The organism is Acinetobacter sp. WY4 (assembly GCF_018438165.1).
GTDB lineage: Bacteria > Pseudomonadota > Gammaproteobacteria > Pseudomonadales > Moraxellaceae > Acinetobacter.
The window spans coordinates 2,015,979-2,037,881 of sequence record NZ_CP053947.1 but is presented as its reverse complement, the minus strand read 5'-3'; the positions used below and the strand labels follow the sequence as shown (position 1 = coordinate 2,037,881).

The 21,903-nt window shown below is 43.6% G+C and carries 14 protein-coding genes, 2 tRNA genes and 3 rRNA genes; 7 read left to right on the top strand and 12 right to left on the bottom strand.

Annotated features, from left to right (window positions below; genetic code table 11):
• Positions 1 to 199 precede the first annotated feature (199 nt).
• Entirely contained in the window at positions 200 to 1,648 is a 1,449-nt protein-coding gene (locus tag G4D73_RS09550) for an aldehyde dehydrogenase family protein (protein ID WP_213686631.1), read from the bottom strand.
• Positions 1,649 to 1,782: 134 nt separating this feature from the next.
• Here G4D73_RS09550 and G4D73_RS09545 point away from each other — a divergent pair, with 134 nt between their 5' ends.
• Both G4D73_RS09545 and G4D73_RS09540 read left to right on the top strand, forming a co-directional pair.
• Positions 1,783 to 2,472, top strand: coding sequence for a TIGR04219 family outer membrane beta-barrel protein (locus tag G4D73_RS09545; RefSeq protein ID WP_213686630.1), 690 nt, complete (start codon positions 1,783 to 1,785; stop codon positions 2,470 to 2,472).
• Positions 2,473 to 2,839: 367 nt separating this feature from the next.
• Complete coding sequence (locus tag G4D73_RS09540; protein WP_005245514.1) at positions 2,840 to 3,391, top strand: type 1 glutamine amidotransferase domain-containing protein; 552 nt, start codon at positions 2,840 to 2,842, stop codon at positions 3,389 to 3,391.
• A gap of 48 nt (positions 3,392 to 3,439) precedes the next feature.
• On the opposite strand, the gene G4D73_RS09535 is transcribed toward G4D73_RS09540, so the two are convergent.
• The 10 genes from G4D73_RS09535 to G4D73_RS09490 form a co-directional block, all read right to left on the bottom strand.
• Positions 3,440 to 3,763, bottom strand: a complete 324-nt coding sequence (locus tag G4D73_RS09535; protein ID WP_213686629.1) for an ankyrin repeat domain-containing protein — start codon at positions 3,761 to 3,763, stop codon at positions 3,440 to 3,442.
• A 193-nt stretch (positions 3,764 to 3,956) separates the two neighbouring features.
• Positions 3,957 to 4,694 (bottom strand): hypothetical protein, encoded by a 738-nt coding sequence (locus tag G4D73_RS09530; RefSeq protein ID WP_005245518.1) that lies wholly within the window; start codon positions 4,692 to 4,694, stop codon positions 3,957 to 3,959.
• 109 nt (positions 4,695 to 4,803) lie between these two features.
• The gene (locus G4D73_RS09525) at positions 4,804 to 6,153 is read right to left on the bottom strand and encodes an aromatic acid/H+ symport family MFS transporter (RefSeq protein ID WP_213686628.1); all 1,350 of its coding nucleotides are present in this window, start codon (positions 6,151 to 6,153) and stop codon (positions 4,804 to 4,806) included.
• Positions 6,154 to 6,495: 342 nt separating this feature from the next.
• Entirely contained in the window at positions 6,496 to 7,860 is a 1,365-nt protein-coding gene (locus tag G4D73_RS09520) for an MFS transporter (protein WP_114541999.1), read from the bottom strand.
• A gap of 287 nt (positions 7,861 to 8,147) precedes the next feature.
• A 5S ribosomal RNA gene (rrf, locus tag G4D73_RS09515) occupies positions 8,148 to 8,262 on the bottom strand.
• A gap of 186 nt (positions 8,263 to 8,448) precedes the next feature.
• A 23S ribosomal RNA gene (locus G4D73_RS09510) occupies positions 8,449 to 11,344 on the bottom strand.
• A 476-nt stretch (positions 11,345 to 11,820) separates the two neighbouring features.
• Positions 11,821 to 11,896, bottom strand: a tRNA-Ala gene (locus tag G4D73_RS09505).
• Between the two features lie 71 nt (positions 11,897 to 11,967).
• A tRNA-Ile gene (locus G4D73_RS09500) sits at positions 11,968 to 12,044 on the bottom strand.
• A 60-nt stretch (positions 12,045 to 12,104) separates the two neighbouring features.
• Positions 12,105 to 13,642, bottom strand: a 16S ribosomal RNA gene (locus G4D73_RS09495).
• Together the 16S, 23S and 5S rRNA genes with 2 tRNA genes alongside form the textbook arrangement of a ribosomal RNA operon.
• 429 nt (positions 13,643 to 14,071) lie before the next feature.
• Positions 14,072 to 14,644: a peptidylprolyl isomerase gene (locus G4D73_RS09490; protein ID WP_213686627.1), complete on the bottom strand. Its 573-nt coding sequence runs from the start codon at positions 14,642 to 14,644 to the stop codon at positions 14,072 to 14,074.
• A 103-nt stretch (positions 14,645 to 14,747) separates the two neighbouring features.
• Between G4D73_RS09490 and G4D73_RS09485 the strand changes: the two genes are divergently transcribed.
• Positions 14,748 to 15,422 carry an acetoacetate decarboxylase family protein gene (locus G4D73_RS09485; RefSeq protein WP_213686626.1) on the top strand — a complete coding sequence of 225 codons (675 nt, stop codon included), beginning with the start codon at positions 14,748 to 14,750 and terminating at the stop codon, positions 15,420 to 15,422.
• 70 nt (positions 15,423 to 15,492) lie between these two features.
• Here the strand turns inward: G4D73_RS09485 and G4D73_RS09480 are convergent, their stop codons facing one another.
• On the bottom strand, positions 15,493 to 16,563 hold the full coding sequence (locus G4D73_RS09480; protein ID WP_213686625.1) for an alpha/beta hydrolase: 1,071 nt from the start codon (positions 16,561 to 16,563) through the stop codon (positions 15,493 to 15,495).
• Between the two features lie 217 nt (positions 16,564 to 16,780).
• On the opposite strand from G4D73_RS09480, the gene G4D73_RS09475 reads away from it, so the two are divergent.
• The 4 genes from G4D73_RS09475 to blaOXA all read left to right on the top strand — a co-directional run bounded on the left by G4D73_RS09475 (position 16,781) and on the right by blaOXA (position 21,871).
• Positions 16,781 to 17,281: a hypothetical protein gene (locus G4D73_RS09475; protein WP_213686624.1), complete on the top strand. Its 501-nt coding sequence runs from the start codon at positions 16,781 to 16,783 to the stop codon at positions 17,279 to 17,281.
• A gap of 1,005 nt (positions 17,282 to 18,286) precedes the next feature.
• Positions 18,287 to 18,835 carry a nucleotide exchange factor GrpE gene (grpE, locus tag G4D73_RS09470; protein WP_213687740.1) on the top strand — a complete coding sequence of 183 codons (549 nt, stop codon included), beginning with the start codon at positions 18,287 to 18,289 and terminating at the stop codon, positions 18,833 to 18,835.
• A 118-nt stretch (positions 18,836 to 18,953) separates the two neighbouring features.
• A complete protein-coding gene (dnaK, locus tag G4D73_RS09465) occupies positions 18,954 to 20,894 on the top strand; it encodes a molecular chaperone DnaK (RefSeq protein WP_005245535.1) in 1,941 nt (646 codons plus the stop codon).
• A gap of 146 nt (positions 20,895 to 21,040) precedes the next feature.
• Positions 21,041 to 21,871 carry an OXA-134 family carbapenem-hydrolyzing class D beta-lactamase gene (gene blaOXA / locus G4D73_RS09460; RefSeq protein ID WP_213686623.1) on the top strand — a complete coding sequence of 277 codons (831 nt, stop codon included), beginning with the start codon at positions 21,041 to 21,043 and terminating at the stop codon, positions 21,869 to 21,871.
• Positions 21,872 to 21,903 lie beyond the last annotated feature (32 nt).

The window sequence follows — 21,903 nt, the reverse complement described above, 5'->3', positions numbered from 1 at the left end:
TTCCAAGACTCTAATCCAGCATCTGTTTTTAGATCATTATTGGACGATGAAACAGCTTATAGTAAGGCGCGTGACCAAGCCGTGATATGGGAAATCAAATTCTCTCATGGAATTTTGACCTCTTTAAAGACCGGTTTAAATATCACAAGCAGATTTAAAACAAGCTGCCTGTGATATCGAAGCGATGAGTATTCTAAACTTAGGCTTTAATCACCAGCATGCGCTCTTCCTGCATGTCGCGAATGGCTGACTGAATTCCTTCACGACCCAGACCTGAATCTTTGACCCCGCCATAAGGCATGTTATCGACCCGGAAAGACGGAATATCATTGATAATGACACCGCCGACATGCAGATGATCCCAGGCATACAGCATCTTGTTCAGATTCTGAGTATACACTCCAGCTTGCAAGCCAAAACGACTGCGGTTGATACAGGCAATACCGGATTCGAAATCAGCATACGCTTCCAGAATTGCCACCGGGCCAAAGGCTTCATCACGGTAGATTTCCAGACTGTGGTCTACATTTTCCAGCAAGGTCGGTGCGAACATCACACCATTCAATTCGCCTCCAATCAGGATTTTCGCGTCTTTTTTCACGGCTTTATCCAGCCATTTTTTCAGGCGTTTGGCTTCATCTTCCTTGATCATCGGACCAACCAAGGTTGTGCTCAGATTCGGATCAGCGGCTTTAATCGTTTTCAGTTTCGCCAGCAGTTTGTCCTTCACTTCAGTATAAATCTGCTGATGCACCAAAATGCGTTGCACACTGATACACACCTGCCCGGCATGGTTATACGCCCCGCCAATTAGACGGTTAATCAAGGCATCATTAATCTCGGTATCCGGCTCAATCATGACGGCAGCATTGCCACCTAGTTCCAAGACCACTTTTTTGCGTCCGGCACGCGCTTTCATATCCCAGCCCACAGCATCGGAACCGGTAAAACTGAGTAATTTAAAACGCTCATCGGTGACCAGTAGATCGGCCAGTTCTCGCGGACAGGGCAAGACCGAAAAAGCACCTTGCGGTAAATCGGTTTCCGCCAGAATTTCGGCAATTTTTAAGGCAGAAATCGGGGTCAGGCTAGGTGGTTTCAGCACAAAGGGACAGCCGGCTGCAATCGCAGGAGCAATTTTATGCGCGGTCAGGTTTAAAGGAAAATTAAACGGACTAATCAAAGACACTGCACCAATTGGCACCTGTTTCACAATGCCCTGATAACCAGATGCTGTCGCAGTCACGGCCAGAGGCAGCATACGTCCCTGATCAACTTGGGTCACGGCATCTGCGGCAATCTGGAAAGTATTAATCAGACGTTCAACTTCGGCTTCCGCTGCTTTACGCGGTTTGCCCCCTTCTGCAATCAGAATTTCAGTCAGTTCTTCATGAATTTCACGAAAACGGCGTACGCAATGCAGCAGAATTTTCTGTTTCTGAAACGGCTCCAAGGCAGCCATTTCGGCTTCAGCATCTACGGCAGACTGAATCGCCTGTTCCAGTGTATTGGCATCAGCCAAGGCGACACGGGCATACAGTTCGTGGTTATATTTATGTTTGACCTCTAACCATTCACCCGTCTGAACGGCCTGACCGGCGACATATAATGCATACTCTTTCGTTTGTTGTGTGCTTCTCGCTACCATCTTATTGTCCTGCAAAATCCAAGGATATACATTTTTGAAATTCTCTATATCATGCACTTGCTACTCCATATTAAGAAGATGTTTTTAAGTAACCAGACACCTCCAATTTTAATAAAGCTTTAGGGAATAGAGCCATGCGCGCAAAAATACTCACCACCTTATTCTTCGGTTTTGGACTCAGTACGCTCAGTCATGCAGATGTAATCGGCGTGAAAGCAGATCTCAGTTACTGGGATTTTGACGGCTATAGTCAGGATAACAATTTCAAGCATGAGCTAGATCGACAAGGTACAGCGCAGCTATCTGTCGCTGTAGAACATCCTGTGCCATTGTTACCAAATGCCAAGATTAAATACGTCAATCTGGACAGCACCAGCGAACAGAGTTCTCCTGTCAATGCCTCAGATATCAAGCTGAACAATATTGACTATATTCTGTATTACGAATTGCTGGATACCATTGTGCATGCGGATATAGGTGCAGGTTTAACCAATCTGGATGGTACGGTGGAAAACCGGACTGCCGGCGCTTTCACGCAATACGATCTGGATGAATATAGTCCACTGCTCTATGCAACAGCCGGGGTTAAATTGCCATTTACCGGTTTGAGTGCCAAAGCAGAAGCGGTTTACAGTCGCGGCAGCGATACCCGAAAAACCGACGTACAGGCAGAATTGCAATATGATTTCATTGATAATCTGCTGGTCGATGTCGGTGCCAAAATCGGTTATCGCCTCATGCAGGTAGATTTTGAACAGGATCAACGTCCAGACTTACAGCTGGAATTTAAAGGTCCTTATATCGGTCTAGATATACATTTTTAATGCAATACAACCGGTTAAGCCTATAAAGTTCAATTTCTCTACGCTGATGTAAGCCAAAGCGTACAGCAATAACCGCAATCTGCTGCTAGTGCGCCACCGGGATGTGTATTACTTTATAAACATAGAGAGCAGGATGCTCCAGAAGACCTAAAAACAAGAATAACATCGCAACACCAGGACGTGAGGTACGACAGGAGTTATACCTAAATCACGAGATACGCAAAAGCCCCGACAGGATGTCGGGGCTTTTTTTTCTGCCTATTATTTTATTTATCATTGCTTAACAGTTCCGAGCTAAAACTCCAACATTGTAAGAATCGCCTTGTTGTTAAGCTAAAAATCCTCACATTTTTTGGGAACAGCAATCATGGTAAAAAAGGTCCTCTTTATTACATCCAATCAAGGCATTGAACATGATGAACTCACTGAGCCTTTAAATTTTCTAAAGTCCAAAGGTTTCGAAGTGATTCATGCTGCCGAAAAAAATGAAGATGTCGCGACGGTCAAAGGTGATACCAAAGCTGCCACCCAATATACGCCGGATACCAGTCTTGAACACGTCGATCTGAATGATTATGATCTTTTGGTGATTCCCGGCGGTACAGTCAACGCAGATACCTTAAGAATCAATCAGGATGCGCAGAAAATCATTCAGCATTTTGCCGATAATCACAAACCAATTGCCGCGATCTGTCATGGGCCATGGACCCTGATTGATGCACAGCGCATCAAAGACAAGAATCTGACCTCATATAAGAGCATCAAGCTAGATCTGGAAAATGCCGGCGGGAAATGGGTCGACGAAGAAGTCCACCGCTGCAATACAGGTGACTGGGTACTGATTACTTCACGCAATCCGGACGATTTACCGGCTTTCAATGAAGCGATCTTAAAAGAGCTTGAAGGCGAAGCTGCCTAAGCTCCTACACTAAAAAAAGAACCTCAGCATTGAGGTTCTTTTTTATATTTAGACACCACCGGCCAAACTTTTCAGATAAGTCACCACGTCTTTATTTCCGGCCATTTCAGCCAGTTCTAAAGCAGTATTTGGACTGCGATGTGCAATATCTGCGCCCTTGCTAACCAGAAGCTTAACTACGTCTAAATGATCATTTTCAGCTGCAGCCTGTAAGGCACTATAGCCTTCTTCATCGGCGGAGTTGACGTCCAGACCTTCTTGCAAGCCCTGCTCAACCTGTTCAACATCACCAAGAGATGCCCAGTACACCAGTTCAGGAAGATGCAGTTCTTCATCACCTTCAGGGATTGGGGAGAATGAATTAATATTCATATTTTCTATACCTCTACTCTATTTAGAATAGCGCGATTATCACATTACCTTATCTCAATAATACTAAGAATAATAGACTTCTTGCGTTAGTCAAAATTTAAAATTTAAACAGCCAAAAGCTACATATTATAAGGTTTTAGCCAATTCAAAAATTAGGTAAAACGATACTTTCGCAAGAGGTCTAATATTTAAATTAATGCTTATTAAGTATCTTTAAAATTTTAGATAGAGCATTTTTTTTATTTGAATAAGAAGGTATCAAAAAAGAATTATCAGGATTAAATTCTATCTTATTCTTAATATAAATTTTATTAGATAAGGCTTTTGATCTTCTTAAAACTTTTGGCTCTGTAGTATGACCAATGGAACTTCCACCCATCACCAACATTTGCCAAACAGTGAGATTATGATTTATATCCCATGAACTTATATCGCTCCAAGAGTTAGATTTCATAAGCTTACCTTGCAAAGTAACTGTCAACTTCTGATCGATAGGAAAATCCCAGCGGGTTTCAAAAATAAAACTTTTTGATTGTATAGATCGGGCTTGAATAAGTTGAGGAATCCAATCTTCAAGATCAATATCATTTATCCATCTGAATCGATCACTATCAATTTTTTTGGAATCTTTTGTATCAAGAATCCATTTAGCATAGAGATATTCATAGTTATTCTTTAATTCAATATCTTGATAAACCAACTTCAGTCTAAGTTTTTCAATAATCAGTAATTGAGCACCATGATTCGAGATTGAAATTGGCATATGAAAACTACACACATACCATTCTTCACTAGCACTTTTTATCGGATAAATTTGTTCTGTTAAAGTTCCAATCGTGAAGAATGGTTTAGATTTATAAAAATAAGTTTTCCATAATTGCATTACTGAAATTAAGAGAGCTAAAGATGCTATAAATAATTCTAAGGTCATGATATTTATAATTCATTTAATTACTACAAAATAAATTGTGAATTAGTTTTTATCAACTAATAACCATAAAAAAGCCCCCTTTCGGAGGCTTCTTATTTAATACTTAGCTTTAAGCTTTAGACACTGCTGGTTCAATTGAACCAATCTTCTCAGATTCATTGTCATGCATGATTAACGCAACCGCAATTGCAGTAATCAGAACCGGTAAACCGACTGCCATAAAGTTGAAGTAAGCAGGCAGGTTCATACCAAGCAAACCACCAATCAGGATCGGCCCTACAATCGCGCCCATACGACCAATCGCAGAAGACCAGCCAATACCTGTCGAACGTACCGCAAGTGGGTAGAACTGTGCAACATAGCTATATAGCAACATTTGTGAACCAATCGACGCTGCACCCGCTAGGAATACCAAAATGTAAAGCAAGAACTGGTTAGATGCAAAGCCCATTGAGCTCATTACAATCGCACCCATCATGCCCAGAACCATCAGTACCGGTTTCAGGTGGAAACGATCCGCCAGAATACCACCACCCACAATACCTACAACCGCACCCACGTTCATCACCATCATGAACATCAGGCTGTTGTCCATCGAATAGCCCGCTGCCATCATCAACTTCGGCAACCAGCTGCTCAGTGCATACATGGTTAACAGACAAGTAAAGAACGCGACCCAGAACAGTAAGGTATTGACCGCACGACCACGACGGAACAAGCTGACCACGTTCGCTGCTTCAGGCACATTTTCCTGTGGCAAAGTGAAAGTTGTATTCTCGGTAACTGTCAGATTTGGCGCCAAGCGACGTACAATACGACGAGCTTCTGGCTGCTTATTCTGTTTCACAATAAATGCGAGAGATTCAGGCAGGAATTTCCAGATCACTGGTAACAAAAACAGTGGAATACCCGCGATAAAGAACATGATTTGCCAACCAAAACTTGGGGTAAACCATGAACCCAATAATGCAGCCATTACGCCACCTACCGCATAACCACTAAACATGGTGGTCACCAGCGTACTACGCATTTTTTGTGGGGCATATTCCGAAGTCAATGCCACCAGGTTTGGCATTACGCCACCAATACCAAGACCGGCAAGGAAACGTAAAATACCGAATTCGGTTGGGTTTGAAGCAAAGCCGCCGGCAAAAGTTAAACCACTAAATAATACAATACAGATCATGATCACTTTCTTACGGCCGATCTTGTCCGCGAGGGAACCAAAGATCATCGCACCAAACATCATGCCAGCCAGTGCGGTACTTGCAAGCATTCCGGCCTGCACTGCACTTAAGCCCCAGTCTTGCATCAATAACGGTAAAACTACACCATTGATTGCGAGATCGTAGCCATCAAATAAGATAATGAGTAAACACCAAGCAACTACATTGAAGTGGAAAGGCGTGAATTTCGCATTATCGACTACAGAATTTACATCTATTTTTTCCGTTGTCATCGTTCTCATCTCCCATGAGTACTTGTCCATAACATCTTGTTGAAGACTGAAGTCAATCTTCAATGTCAGGCAATATACGCAAGCGGGATTTAAGGCACAATAAGACTAATTGATATTCTGCTATGCTCACCGAAAGGTCATTTATTTGCGTGATATGTCACACTATTACTAATATAAACTTTTGAATAATTGATATTTATTTTTTAATTCGCCCAATATTTAAGCTCTTTTAATCCGCTTATTCTTTTGACCAATTGAATATTGATTTAATTTCATACTAAAGATATGAAAAAGCCCCTTTAAGTAAGGAGCTTTTTAACTGAGTAGGTTAATTACGAGAGTTTAAATTTTGGCTGTTTTTAATTTTTTCACCATCACGCGACCAGGTTGTGGCTTACGAATCATTGAAATAGCGATGATGCCAATAATACCCGGCATTGCCACCGCGATAAAGTTCCATTTATGTGGTAACTCCATACCAAGCAGCATACCAATCACGATCGGGCCAACAATTGCACCTGTACGCCCTACAGCAGAAGCCCAACCAATACCAGTAGAACGTACTGCAACAGGATAGTATTGAGCAACATAGCTATATAACAAGATACTGGTACCAATAGATGAGGCACCTGCTAAACTCACAAGTAAATAAATAACAGGGGTTGGAGAATTAAAGCCCAAACCAACCAAAGATAGTACACCGACAGTTAACATACTCATAAGAACAGGTTTAAAGTCAAAACGGTCTGCCAAAATACCGCCGCTAATGGTTCCGATCACGGCACCAATATTCAGTGCTAATAAGAACATTAAACTGCTGCCTAAAGAATATCCCGCTGCCATCATCAGTTTTGGTAGCCAGCTTCCAAGTGCGTAAAGCATGAGTAAGCACATAAAGAAAGCAATCCAAAATAAGAATGTTCCTGTGGCACGATTTTCTGTAAATAAAGCTTTTACTGATGCACTTTGGGTCTGATCAGCGCTAGCTAGAACCAGTTCAGTATCTGCTTGTATGTCTGCAGTTGGCTCGACTTGCTTGATAAAACGACGTGCTTCATTCACTTTTTGTTCTTTAACGAGGAAAGTTAAAGACTCAGGTAAGAACTTCCAAAAAAATGGAACAAAAAGTAAGGGAATACCTGCAATGAAGAACATAATTTCCCAACCAAAACTTGGTGTAAACCATGTACCGCATAATGCAGCCATAATACCGCCCACCGCATAACCACTAAACATGGTGGTTACCAGTGTGCTTTTTAAACGTTTAGGTGCATATTCAGACGTTAGAGCCACTAAGTTTGGTAATACACCACCAATCCCTAAACCAGCAATAAAACGTAAAATACCAAATTCTGTTGGATTAGTGGTAAATCCACCTAAAAATGTAAAAGCACTAAATAAAGAAACACAAATCAAGATAACTTTTTTACGACCAATTTTGTCTGCAAGCATCCCAAACAGCATGGCTCCAAACATCATGCCAGCGAGTGCTGTACTTGCAAGCATGCCTGCTTGAACAGCACTCATGCCCCACTCTTGCATAAGTAGAGGCAGAACGACACCGTTAATTGCTAAATCATATCCGTCAAATAGGACAATAAACAAACACCATAATACAATGCTTAAGTGAAATTTAGTGAATTTTGCCTGATCAATCACATCATTCACACTTACAGTGTTTGCTACTCGCTTCATGTTTTCTGCCATTTTTACTCACCTCCTGTGAGTTTTTTTCGTTGTTTTCAGCACGACACATGACCCTAACTCTTATTTATTATTTTTAATGATTCTTATCGCCATGTCTTCGCAACAACTTAGTTCAACACAGCTACTTTTCATGCAATATCCGACTAAAGTCTTACTTATTCCTTAAAAATCTAAACCCATGAGTCTAGTTTTTAATCAATATTCAACAATTCCAAGAGCTATTTGACTAAAACCCACGCATAAAAAAATCCCCCTCTGCTAATGCGGAGGGGGATTTTCGAATAATGAGCTGGCGATGACTTACTCTCACATGGGTAACCCCACACTACCATCAGCGCTAAGAGGTTTCACTTCTGAGTTCGGGAAGGGATCAGGTGGTTCACTCTTGCTATGGTCGCCAGCACAACTGTTTATGGATACTTGCTAGGTCTTACGTTTTGCCTTGCTTTCTACCAAATAGAATTCATTAACAGATTTATCTGAGTTGGATAGTTTGTTCGTTTAGCGTAACTAAATCAAGGCTTCGTCTGATCGTTAGATCAATATGAAATCAATTGATGCTTAATACAACAACTGTTTGGGTGTTGTATAGTCAAGCCTCACGAGCAATTAGTATTGGTCAGCTTCACATATCACTATGCTTCCACATCCAACCTATCAACGTCGTAGTCTTCAACGGCTCTTTAGGAGACATAAAGTCTCGGGGAAATCTTATCTTGAGGTAGGCTTCCCGCTTAGATGCTTTCAGCGGTTATCCCTTCCGAACATAGCTACCCGGCGATGCCACTGGCGTGACAACCGGTACACCAGAGGTTCGTCCACTCTGGTCCTCTCGTACTAGGAGCAGATCCTCTCAAATTTCCAACGCCCACGGTAGATAGGGACCGAACTGTCTCACGACGTTCTAAACCCAGCTCGCGTACCTCTTTAAATGGCGAACAGCCATACCCTTGGGACCTGCTTCAGCCCCAGGATGAGATGAGCCGACATCGAGGTGCCAAACACCGCCGTCGATATGAACTCTTGGGCGGTATCAGCCTGTTATCCCCAGAGTACCTTTTATCCGTTGAGCGATGGCCCTTCCATACAGAACCACCGGATCACTAAGACCTACTTTCGTACCTGCTCGACTTGTGGGTCTCGCAGTTAAGCGCGCTTTTGCCTTTATACTCTACGCGTGATTTCCGACCACGCTGAGCGCACCTTCGTACTCCTCCGTTACTCTTTAGGAGGAGACCGCCCCAGTCAAACTACCCACCAGACATGGTCCTCGTCCCGGATAACGGGACAGAGTTAGAACCTCAATATTACCAGGGTGGTATTTCAAGGACGGCTCCATCGCAACTAGCGTCGCGACTTCAAAGCCTCCCACCTATCCTACACAAGTAAGATCAAAGTTCAATGTCAAGCTGCAGTAAAGGTTCACGGGGTCTTTCCGTCTAGCCGCGGGTACACCGCATCTTCACGGCGAATTCGATTTCACTGAGTCTCTGCTGGAGACAGCGCCCCCATCATTATGCCATTCGTGCAGGTCGGAACTTACCCGACAAGGAATTTCGCTACCTTAGGACCGTTATAGTTACGGCCGCCGTTTACTGGGGCTTCGATCAAGAGCTTCGCTTACGCTAACCCCATCAATTAACCTTCCAGCACCGGGCAGGCATCACACCCTATACGTCCACTTTCGTGTTTGCAGAGTGCTATGTTTTTAATAAACAGTTGCAGGGGCCTGGTTTCTGAGGCTGTCGGCCGCTCAAGGAGCAAGTCCTATCACAGACAACAGCGTACCTTCTCCCGAAGTTACGGTACCATTTTGCCTAGTTCCTTCAGCAGAGTTCTCTCAAGCGCTTTGGTCTACTCGACCTGACCACCTGTGTCGGTTTCGGGTACGATTCCTGTGTAACTGAAGCTTAGAGACTTTTCCTGGAAGCATGGTATCAGCCACTTCACTGTACAAGTACAGCTTGCTATCAGTTCTCAGCATAGAGTACCCCGGATTTGCCTAAGATACATGCCTACAACCTTCCACCTGGACAACCAACGCCAGGCTGACTTAACCTTCTCCGTCCTCTCATCGCATTACACAGAAGTATTGGAATATTAACCAATTTCCCATCGACTACGCCTCTCGGCCTCGCCTTAGGGGTCGACTCACCCAGCCCCGATTAACGTTGGACTGGAACCCTTGGTCTTTCAGCGTGCGAGTTTTTCACTCGCATTGTCGTTACTCACGTCAGCATTCGCACTTCTGATACCTCCAGCAGACTTCTCAATCCACCTTCATCGGCTTACAGAACGCTCCCCTACCACGCATAATAAATTATGCATCCGCAGCTTCGGCATATAGTTTTAGCCCCGTTACATCTTCCGCGCAGGCCGACTCGACTAGTGAGCTATTACGCTTTCTTTAAAGGGTGGCTGCTTCTAAGCCAACCTCCTAGCTGTCTATGCCTTCCCACATCGTTTCCCACTTAACTATAATTTTGGGGCCTTAGCTGGCGGTCTGGATTGTTTTCCTCTTGACTACGGACGTTAGCACCCGCAGTCTGTCTCCCGGATAGTACTCATTGGTATTCGGAGTTTGCATCGGTTTGGTAAGTCGGGATGACCCCCTAGCCGAAACAGTGCTCTACCCCCAATGGTATTCGTCCGAGGCGCTACCTAAATAGCTTTCGGGGAGAACCAGCTATCACCAAGTTTGATTAGCCTTTCACCCCTATCCACAAGTCATCCCCTGGCTTTTCAACGACAGTGGGTTCGGTCCTCCAGTTAGTGTTACCCAACCTTCAACCTGCTCATGGATAGATCACCTGGTTTCGGGTCTATACCCAGCAACTAATGCGCCCTATTAAGACTCGGTTTCCCTACGGCTCCCCTATGCGGTTAACCTCGCTACTGAATATAAGTCGCTGACCCATTATACAAAAGGTACGCAGTCACCGGACTAAGCCGGCTCCCACTGCTTGTATGCATGCGGTTTCAGGATCTATTTCACTCCCCTCACAGGGGTTCTTTTCGCCTTTCCCTCACGGTACTGGTTCACTATCGGTCAGTCAGGAGTATTTAGCCTTGGAGGATGGTCCCCCCATATTCAGACAAGGTTTCACGTGCCTCGCCCTACTCGACATCATCATATAAGCCCTTTCGTGTACAGGACTATCACCGTCTACGGTCGCACTTCCCAGAGCGTTCCACTAGAACTTATATGACTTAATGGGCTCTTCCCCTTTCGCTCGCCGCTACTGAGGGAATCTCAATTGATTTCTTTTCCTAAGGGTACTGAGATGTTTCACTTCCCCTCGTTCGCCTTGCAACACTATGTATTCATGTTGCAATACCTACCTTATGGTAAGTGGGTTTCCCCATTCAGACATCTCCGGATCACAGGATATTTGCCGCCTCCCCGGAGCTTTTCGCAGGCTATCACGTCTTTCTTCGCCTCTGACTGCCAAGGCATCCACCACATGCACTTAATTACTTGACTATACAACCCCAAACAGTCGTTTATCCTTACAAGTGGGATAAGCAACAGATCGTGTCTTTCAACACTCTCATACAGTTGGCGTTTCGTAGATTTAACTACAGTACAGCTTCAATTAGATTCATATACCAAAACGCTTGATTCAGTTAATTTCGCTAGAACTCATTTCTTCAATCTTCACATCACAGTAATAAATCACTGTTAGTGTTGATCTTAAAAACGAGTTTGAACAAATTATTTCAACTCAAATATATTCTGTTAATGATTTTTCCAGCCTTCGTCAGGTCAGGAAACTGTGATAAATCACAGAGATTATCAAGTGCGCGTATCATAACGCTTGTACTTGTTAATCTCTAGGATCTAAACACTTGATCGCTTAGGAACTAAACAACTTCATCACTGTATGCTTACATACTGCGCGAAGCGTAGCTTCTTGCTTAAATTTCAAGTAAAAGCAGTGCTTTTATGATCTTGAAATTTGGTGGAGACTAGGAGAGTCGAACTCCTGACCTCCTGCGTGCAAAGCAGGCGCTCTACCAACTAAGCTAAGTCCCCAGCTTATCAATAAGTCAATGTATCGTTCTGTTCTGTTTGCTTCAGCACTTTCATGCTTCGTTAGTCAGATTTGGTGGGTCTGACAAGACTTGAACTTGTGACCCCACGCTTATCAAGCGTGTGCTCTAACCAACTGAGCTACAGACCCTCAGATACATCGTATGAAGAACAACTTGTTGTGGATTCTTACCAATCGTCAATCTTTCGTTAAGGAGGTGATCCAGCCGCAGGTTCCCCTACGGCTACCTTGTTACGACTTCACCCCAGTCATCTGCCACACCGTGGTAAGCGTCCCCCCTAAGGTTAGACTACCTACTTCTGGTGCAACAAACTCCCATGGTGTGACGGGCGGTGTGTACAAGGCCCGGGAACGTATTCACCGCGGCATTCTGATCCGCGATTACTAGCGATTCCGACTTCATGGAGTCGAGTTGCAGACTCCAATCCGGACTACGATCGGCTTTTTGAGATTAGCATCCTCTCGCGAGGTAGCAACCCTTTGTACCGACCATTGTAGCACGTGTGTAGCCCTGGTCGTAAGGGCCATGATGACTTGACGTCGTCCCCGCCTTCCTCCAGTTTGTCACTGGCAGTATCCTTAAAGTTCCCGGCTTAACCCGCTGGCAAATAAGGAAAAGGGTTGCGCTCGTTGCGGGACTTAACCCAACATCTCACGACACGAGCTGACGACAGCCATGCAGCACCTGTATGTAAGTTCCCGAAGGCACCAATCCATCTCTGGAAAGTTCTTACTATGTCAAGACCAGGTAAGGTTCTTCGCGTTGCATCGAATTAAACCACATGCTCCACCGCTTGTGCGGGCCCCCGTCAATTCATTTGAGTTTTAGTCTTGCGACCGTACTCCCCAGGCGGTCTACTTATCGCGTTAGCTGCGCCACTAAAGCCTCAAAGGCCCCAACGGCTAGTAGACATCGTTTACGGCATGGACTACCAGGGTATCTAATCCTGTTTGCTCCCCATGCTTTCGCACCTCAGTGTCAGTATTAGGCCAGATGGCTGCCTTCGCCATCGGTATTCCTCCAGATCTCTACGCATTTCACCGCTACACCTGGAATTCTACCATCCTCTCCCATACTCTAGCCAACCAGTATCGAATGCAATTCCCAAGTTAAGCTCGGGGATTTCACATTTGACTTAATTGGCCACCTACGCGCGCTTTACGCCCAGTAAATCCGATTAACGCTTGCACCCTCTGTATTACCGCGGCTGCTGGCACAGAGTTAGCCGGTGCTTATTCTGCGAGTAACGTCCACTATCCAAGAGTATTAATCTCGGTAGCCTCCTCCTCGCTTAAAGTGCTTTACAACCAAAAGGCCTTCTTCACACACGCGGCATGGCTGGATCAGGGTTCCCCCCATTGTCCAATATTCCCCACTGCTGCCTCCCGTAGGAGTCTGGGCCGTGTCTCAGTCCCAGTGTGGCGGATCATCCTCTCAGACCCGCTACAGATCGTCGCCTTGGTAGGCCTTTACCCCACCAACTAGCTAATCCGACTTAGGCTCATCTATTAGCGCAAGGCCCGAAGGTCCCCTGCTTTCTCCCGTAGGACGTATGCGGTATTAGCATCCCTTTCGAGATGTTGTCCCCCACTAATAGGCAGATTCCTAAGCATTACTCACCCGTCCGCCGCTAGGTCAAGTAGCAAGCTACTCTTCCCCGCTCGACTTGCATGTGTTAAGCCTGCCGCCAGCGTTCAATCTGAGCCATGATCAAACTCTTCAGTTTAATACTATGTAGTGTCTTAAAGGACACCAATCTTGGCTCATCAATTTTCTGACAAATATTTCTCAAATAAACTTCGAGTAATTTCTACCATCAATCAATGAAAATAATTTCGATCGATCAACCAGTAAAAATCCACACAAGTTGTTCTTCATAATCTCTTAATGATCTTTCTAACACCTCGTCAGTGCTAGAAGCTGGACTTCGATAAACTCAACAACTCCGCCATTCTGCTTCGTTCGTTTCCGTCTATCTCGTCGGTATGTGCTCATTATAGGGCAATTTCTTACACGTGCAAGCGCTTTTAACGCACATGAATCACGAGTGTTTTATTTTTATGCACCAAATTGGTTCAATTCCATACAATTCATTACATAAGTACATATTTTTAAAACAGAAATATAAATTAAATATTTCTGCTTTATTCTATGCCTAGTTTTTCACGACTGGTGCTTTAATCGTCACACTGGTGATTTTTACAGGGTTCACCGGCACATTTTGATGCATTCCATAGTTTCGGGTCGGTACTTTGGCAATCTGATCGACGATATCCATGCCTTTAGTGACCTTACCAAAGACCGCATAGCCGGCATTTCTAGCAGAACGATCCAGGAAATCATTATCGACCAAGTTCACAAAGAATTGTGCTCGGGCAGAATCCGGCTGATTGGTACGGGCCATGGCTAAAGTACCGCGTTTATTTTGCAGACCATTGGACGATTCGTTTTTAATGGGTGCTTTGGTATTGGCTTTTTCCTGCATGTTCATATCAAAGCCACCGCCCTGCACCATAAAGCCTGGAATGACGCGGTGAAAGATTGTGTCCTTATAGAAGTTACTCTTTACATAGCTTTCGAAGTTTTTTGCCGAGATTGGGGCTTTGTCATTGAAGAGTTCAATTTCAATATTTCCCGATGAAGTCTTCATTTCAATAATCGTATTTGCAGCAAAGCTTGGCAGACTGACCGCGGCAAGCGCGATGACACATAATGATTTCTTTAACATTTATTAACTCATCTACTTAGAAGTAATGGTTGTGAATAACTATATATTAATCTTTTATAACTCATAATGCAGTGACCTGCCGACTAAAGACAAGAGAATAAGAATGAAGCATGCATTATTACAGGAGCAAAATATTCATCAGTTTCCACCTTGGCGTTTGCAGGGTGAGGGTTTTATTCTAAATTATTGGTTGACCCCAAGCTTTATCCAGCAAGCGAAACAATTTCGGATCGCACCATCTCCGCTGGGTCGTATGGTCCAAGTCTTGTTGGTACGTTATCACACCTCGCCGATTGGCCCTTATGATGAGTTACTGATTCTGGATCATCCTTTAATTAGTAAACGGCGCCTCAGCTCGATTCCTAAAATTTATGTGTCTACCTATGAGTCTGTGGTACACGGTCAGCATCTATGGGGCATTCCCAAAGAACATGCGCAATTTGAATGGCAGGAAAAGGATCAGGAAGTACTGTGTCAGATTCAGCATCAGAACCAGCATATGACGATTCGACTGAAGAAAACCAAATCCGCACGCCAGTTCTACATTAATAGTCATCATATTCCAGCGTCTATGCTGAAGATTCAGCAAGCCTGGAAAGGCCAGCGTTTTCAGTTTAGTCCACAGTTCCGCGGTCACCTCTCCAAACTCTCGCAAGTAGAATGGCAAGATACCGAGAATATATTTCCAGATTTTTCCAAAGCCAAATTACTGCAAAGCTTTTATGTTCCCAAATTCAATCTGATCTTTCCTGAAGCGCAGATCAGTAGCAAAGTATAAGAACTGATAAAAACCTGTCTATCAAAAAGGTGTTTCATGAGAAACACCTTTTTGCATTTACACCTTGGATTTAACTATTTTTGTCCCAAAATTTGCGGAAGTTTTTGCTGATCTCAATCACATATTTTTTGGCACGGCGGGAGATCGGCGTCAGGTTGATAAAACCATGTGCCTGATCGGTATATTCATGATAATGAACACTCACGCCATTCTGACGTAGTTTATGTGCATAAATTGAGCCTTCATCATGCAGGACATCATGCCGTGCGGTAATCACATAACTTGGCGGCAAGTTTTGCAATTCACCATAGGTCGGTGAAATCAGCGGATCATCCAGTTCAATCTGATGGGTTTGGGCATACATGAAGGTCACCAGATCAATATCCTGTTCCGAAAGTACCAGTCCATCTTTATAGGCATAAAAAGAAGGATGGCGACTTTTAAAGTCGACCGCCGGATAAAGCAAAAGCTGTGCTCGTGCGGCATAAGATTTACCTGCACTGCGCTGTGCCACCACAGTAGCCAGATTTCCGCCCGCACTGTCCCCTGCTACGGCAATACGATTTTTATAGATTTTTAGTTGCTTACTATGCTGATGTGCCCAAGCCAAGGCATCTTCACAAACCTGTACCATCTGCAAGGGGCTAAATTCTGGCGTCAGCGGATAAGCCACGCTTAGCACCTGCACTTTGGCATGTACTGCCAGCAAGCGACAGAATTCATCATGGCTGTCCAGACCGCCCACCATAAATGCACCGCCATGATAAAAAATCACCATCGGCAACTTCTTTTGTGGAGCTGGATGATAATGCCGGGCAAAGATGCTGCCACTTTGCAAAGGCAGGCGCAGCTCTTCGATGACTTTGACAGTAGTTGGTTTAGCCGCGATCGCTTTCATGCGTGCATCAAACAATGTGCGCGAATGAGCCAGATCCTCACTGATAAAACTGCTATGCCCCTGTTTTATCTGGATGGCCATCAGGCATTTAACCAATGAATCTAAATCAGGATAAACATGAGGATAATCCAGAGCCTTAACTAATGCTTCCTGTGCAATGCCAGGTAAGCGGTCCAGCATACGCGCTGCCGTCCCTTGTCCCTTTTCCATCACACTTTTCAGAACCGGAGGATTCACAGTCATTATTTTTAGTCCTTATTCTCTTAATTCTTCATAGTTTCTACACGATTAGCGTTTCAGTGACCATATTCTTATATAAGTCTTAATATCAATGTACATATAGCTTCTACTCAATACGTTACCCTCATTTATAAAAGATGTCATTGACCGTTTAAAGGTTATTTTTGACGTACTTTTGCGAGCTTAAGTATATTTTTTATTACAAACCGGGAGGATGCCTATGGCTAGCAAAATTATAGCTCTGTCTTTGGCGACTACATTTTTAGCTGTAGGCTGCGTCGCATTTCCTGAAGATGGTGGCTATTATGATGGCCGCTATGATCAGCGTTATGATCGTCGCTATGAACTGGACCGGCGTTATGAACAAGATCGTCGCTATGAGCGGCAACGCTGGGAATATGAACAGCAACGCAAACGCATTGAACTGGATCGACGTAAACAGGAATTACAACGTCTCAATTGGGAGCAAGATCGTAAAAGACAGTTAGAGTTGGATCGACGTAAAAGCCAACTGGGACGACAGCGCCATGAACAGCAACGTAAAAATATCATGACGCAACGGCAAAAACAGGCAGAGGCAGAACGTAAACGTCGTCAGGATCTGGAGCGTAAACGTGTAACAGATCAACGCAGTAAAAAAGTCCAGCAAAATCGTTCTAATCAACGCTGGAATGACAACCGACGTCATCAAGAACAACGTTCACGGGATCGTCGCGACTAAGACTTGAATCATTTTCTGTATTAAAAGCCCAGACTGGGCTTTTTAAATGGAAAAAGATAGCTGCCAGATAGACAAAGGCCCTAAAGAAAATTTCTTTAGGGCCTTTGCAGAGGGTTATGTTAAACGAACTTCCACTTCGCTTATGCTTCTCAGCAATTCAACCAGAACATCCTATTCTCTATATAAATTATCCTATCGAATCAACTTGCGCTCATGAAGCCGAGATTCACTATCCAAGCTGTAAGTTTTATCTTACAGAACGCTAAAATAGAGACGACTGATTCCAACAAATTTAAAAAAGGTAAATTCTAGGCAAAAAAAAGGCTTATCTAGAGAACAGGATAAGCCACGAAAACACATTTCAAAATAAGAAGAAACTACAGCGATAGAATCTGGAATAAATATTAATCAAAAGTTCATCTATTGTGAAAGACTTTATTGCTTAGATATTAATCGTTTTTATGTCTAATAAATAAATAGGCAAAAAAAAAGCTGAGTTTTGGGGATACTCAGCTTGAAAAAAGCAACTCTAAAATAGGGCAACAGCAACCCGGTTCGGCTCTCTCCTCTGAACAAGGTCGCTGTTAATAGAAGTATGATGCAATTTTTTTACCAATACTTAAAACGGATTAAAATTATTAATTTGATTCAAAAATACGATTATTCATTTTTTATATTTATTTTCAAATACTTAATTCTTAGATTTAGTCGCTAATTAAATCTATTCAGTTCAAAATTCGGATTCATCGCTGCTGATGTCCGTGTATTTTATTCTCATCCTATCCTGCTGTTGTGTTCTGAATAGCTTGTTCTGCTATCCGCTAGATTCAGTATTTTGTATAAATCTTAAATTTAATCTGGGTCGACGCTTGAATTTTTACACCCTGCCCCGATTTCTTTAGGTAATCAAGAACTTCACAACCATGGCAGTTCAGCATAAACACAGTGAACACTGAGGCCTAAGGACTGTACATGTTTAAGAACCCATTTAAACGGAGTAAATCAATGGCGACTGAGCAAAACGAGCAAGCTCAACAACTTGAGCAAGAGCAAGCGGAACAAGATAAAGCGCAAACTCAAGCTGAAACCGAGCAGGCTGAAGTTTCCGTTGAGTCTTTACAAGAACAGATTGCGCAGCTTGAAGGTGATTTAAAGTTAGAAAAAGCCCGTACCGCCAATGCAGTTTATGAAGCACAAAAGAGTGTTGAACGTATTCAGCGTGAATCTGAAAAGCATAAAGATACAGTTCTGGAAAAGTTCTCTAAAGAGCTTCTAGAAACAGTCGACAATCTGGAACGTGCCATTGTGGCTGCAGGTGAAGAGCAAACACCATTGCGTGAAGGTGTTGAACTGACCCTTAAATCTTTATTGCATACCTTGGAGAAATTTGGGGTTGTGGCAGTGGATACCAACAACGGTTTCAATGCTGACCTGCATCAGGCAGTCGGGATTGATCCAAATGCCAAAGCAAATGAAATTGGGACTGTTTTGCAAAAAGGCTACACGCTTAACAGTCGCTTATTGCGTCCTGCCATGGTGATGGTCGGCGCTTAAGCCAAATAAATTCGGGAGTTTGTGAAATTTTTCAAAAATTTTACTTGAAAAAAATCGAACGGCTCTCATATCGGATAACAAGTGTAAATCACAAAAAAATTTTAGAGGAAACATCCAAATGGCTAAAATCATTGGTATTGACTTAGGTACTACAAACTCATGTGTTGCAGTACTTGAAGGCGACAAAGTTAAAGTAATCGAAAACGCTGAAGGCGCGCGTACCACTCCATCTATTATTGCCTATAAAGATGGCGAAATTCTGGTAGGTCAATCTGCAAAGCGTCAAGCAGTAACGAATCCGAAAAACACATTGTTCGCGATCAAACGTTTGATCGGTCGTCGTTATGAAGACCAAGCGGTACAAAAAGATATCGGTCTGGTTCCTTACAAAATCATCAAAGCAGACAATGGTGATGCTTGGGTTGATGTCAACGACAAAAAATTGGCGCCACAACAGGTTTCTGCTGAAATCTTGAAAAAGATGAAGAAAACTGCTGAAGATTACCTGGGCGAAACAGTGACTGAAGCTGTTATTACTGTTCCTGCTTACTTCAACGATGCACAGCGTCAAGCAACTAAAGATGCAGGTAAAATTGCAGGTTTAGAAGTTAAACGTATCATCAACGAGCCAACTGCTGCGGCACTTGCGTTCGGTATGGACAAGAAAGAAGGCGACCGTAAAATCGCGGTTTACGACTTGGGTGGTGGTACTTTCGACGTTTCAATCATTGAAATTGCTGACCTTGATGGCGACCAGCAAATCGAAGTATTGTCGACTAACGGTGACACATTCCTAGGTGGTGAAGACTTCGATAACGCGTTAATCGAGTTCCTGGTTGAAGAGTTCAAGAAAGAACAAAACTTTAACCTGAAACAAGATCCACTTGCACTTCAGCGTTTAAAAGAAGCTGCGGAGAAAGCAAAAATCGAGCTTTCTTCTTCAAATGCAACTGAAATCAACCTTCCATACATCACTGCTGATGCGACTGGTCCTAAACACTTAGTGATCAACGTAACACGTGCGAAATTAGAAGGTCTGGTTGCTGACCTGGTTGCGCGTACCATTGAACCTTGCCGTATTGCGCTTAAAGATGCAGGTCTTTCGACGTCTGATATCTCTGACGTAATCCTGGTTGGTGGTCAGTCTCGTATGCCAATGGTTCAACAGAAGGTTCAAGAATTCTTCGGTAAAGAGCCACGTAAAGACGTAAACCCTGACGAAGCAGTAGCCATGGGTGCTGCGATTCAAGGTGCGGTACTTTCAGGTGACAAAACTGACGTACTTCTACTTGACGTAACTCCGTTGACACTTGGTATTGAAACCATGGGCGGCGTGTTGACTGCAATTATCGAGAAAAACACCACGATTCCTGCGAAGAAATCTCAAGTGTTCTCAACCGCTGCGGACAACCAGCCTGCTGTAGACATTTCAGTTTACCAAGGTGAACGCAAAATGGCGCAGCAAAACAAACTGTTGGGTAACTTCCAGTTAGGCGACATTCCACCTGCGCCACGTGGTGTGCCACAAATTGAAGTATCTTTCGACATCAACGCTGATGGTATTTTGAAAGTATCTGCAAAAGACAAGAGCACTGGTAAAGAGCAATCGATCCAGATTAAAGCAAACTCAGGTTTGTCTGATGCTGAAATCGAAGCAATGATCAAAGATGCTGAAGCGAATGCTGAAGAAGACCGTAAATTTGAAGAGCTTGCAAAAGCTCGTAACGAAGCGGATGCTTTAGTTGCTTCTTCACAAAAAGCAGTGAAAGATCTTGGCGAGCAAGTGACTGCAGACGAAAAAACTGCAATCGAAACTGCGGTTTCTGAGCTTGAAGCTGCAACTAAAGAAAATGACGTTGAAGACATCAAAGCGAAAACTGAAGCGCTGCAAAACATCATCATGCCAATTACACAACGTGCATATGAAGCAGCGCAAGGCCAAGGCGGTGCGCAAGGTTTTGATCCAAACGCATTCCAAGGCGGCGAAGGTCAAGCTCAAAAAGCGGATGACGGCGTTGTAGATGCTGAGTTCACTGAAGTAAAAGATGACAAAAAATAATTTGTCGCTTTAACTGAAAAAACCGCGCGAAAGCGCGGTTTTTTTATTTCTCAACTTGAAGGAATAAAATAAAAATTACCAAAATTTGATCGTATTTTCAGGAAAAGCTGTTTAAGTTAAATCAAACATTAAAATACCCTGAACCCATGAAAATTCTGATTTTGCTGCCTTTATTTAGTTGCTTGGGACTGACGGCGTGTAGTCTGCCCGTTTCATCCTCCCCCTCTCAGATCACTTCAATTCAATCGACTCAAGCCATTGCCCAATTATTTGATCAGGCGCAAAGCGCTGGCGTTTTAGTGATTCAGCGTGGTCAACAGATACAGGTTTATGGTAATGATTTAAGTCGTGCAAATACCGAATATGTTCCAGCCTCTACTTTCAAAATGCTCAATGCCCTGATTGGCCTGCAACATGGCAAAGCCACAACCAATGAAATTTTTAAATGGGATGGCAAGAAACGCAGTTTTGCAGCCTGGGAAAAAGACATGACTCTCGGCGAAGCCATGCAAGCTTCTGCTGTACCCGTGTATCAGGAACTGGCACGTCGCATTGGCCTTGAATTGATGCAACAGGAAGTACAACGCATCCAATTTGGTAATCAGCAGATTGGTCAACAGGTCGATAACTTCTGGTTGGTAGGCCCTTTGAAAGTTACTCCAAAACAGGAAGTCCAATTTGTTTCTGCGTTGGCCCGAGAGCAACTGGCCTTTGATCCTCAAGTCCAGCAACAAGTCAAAGCCATGTTATTTTTACAGGAGCGGAAAGCTTATCGACTATATGTCAAATCCGGTTGGGGCATGGATGTGGAACCGCAAGTCGGCTGGCTCACCGGCTGGGTTGAAACACCGCAGGCTGAAATCGTGGCATTTTCACTCAATATGCAGATGCAAAATGGTATAGATCCGGCGATCCGCCTTGAAATTTTGCAGCAGGCTTTGGCCGAATTAGGGCTTTATCCAAAAGCTGAAGGATGATGCAAATAAGCATGGGAAAGGCATTAAAATTA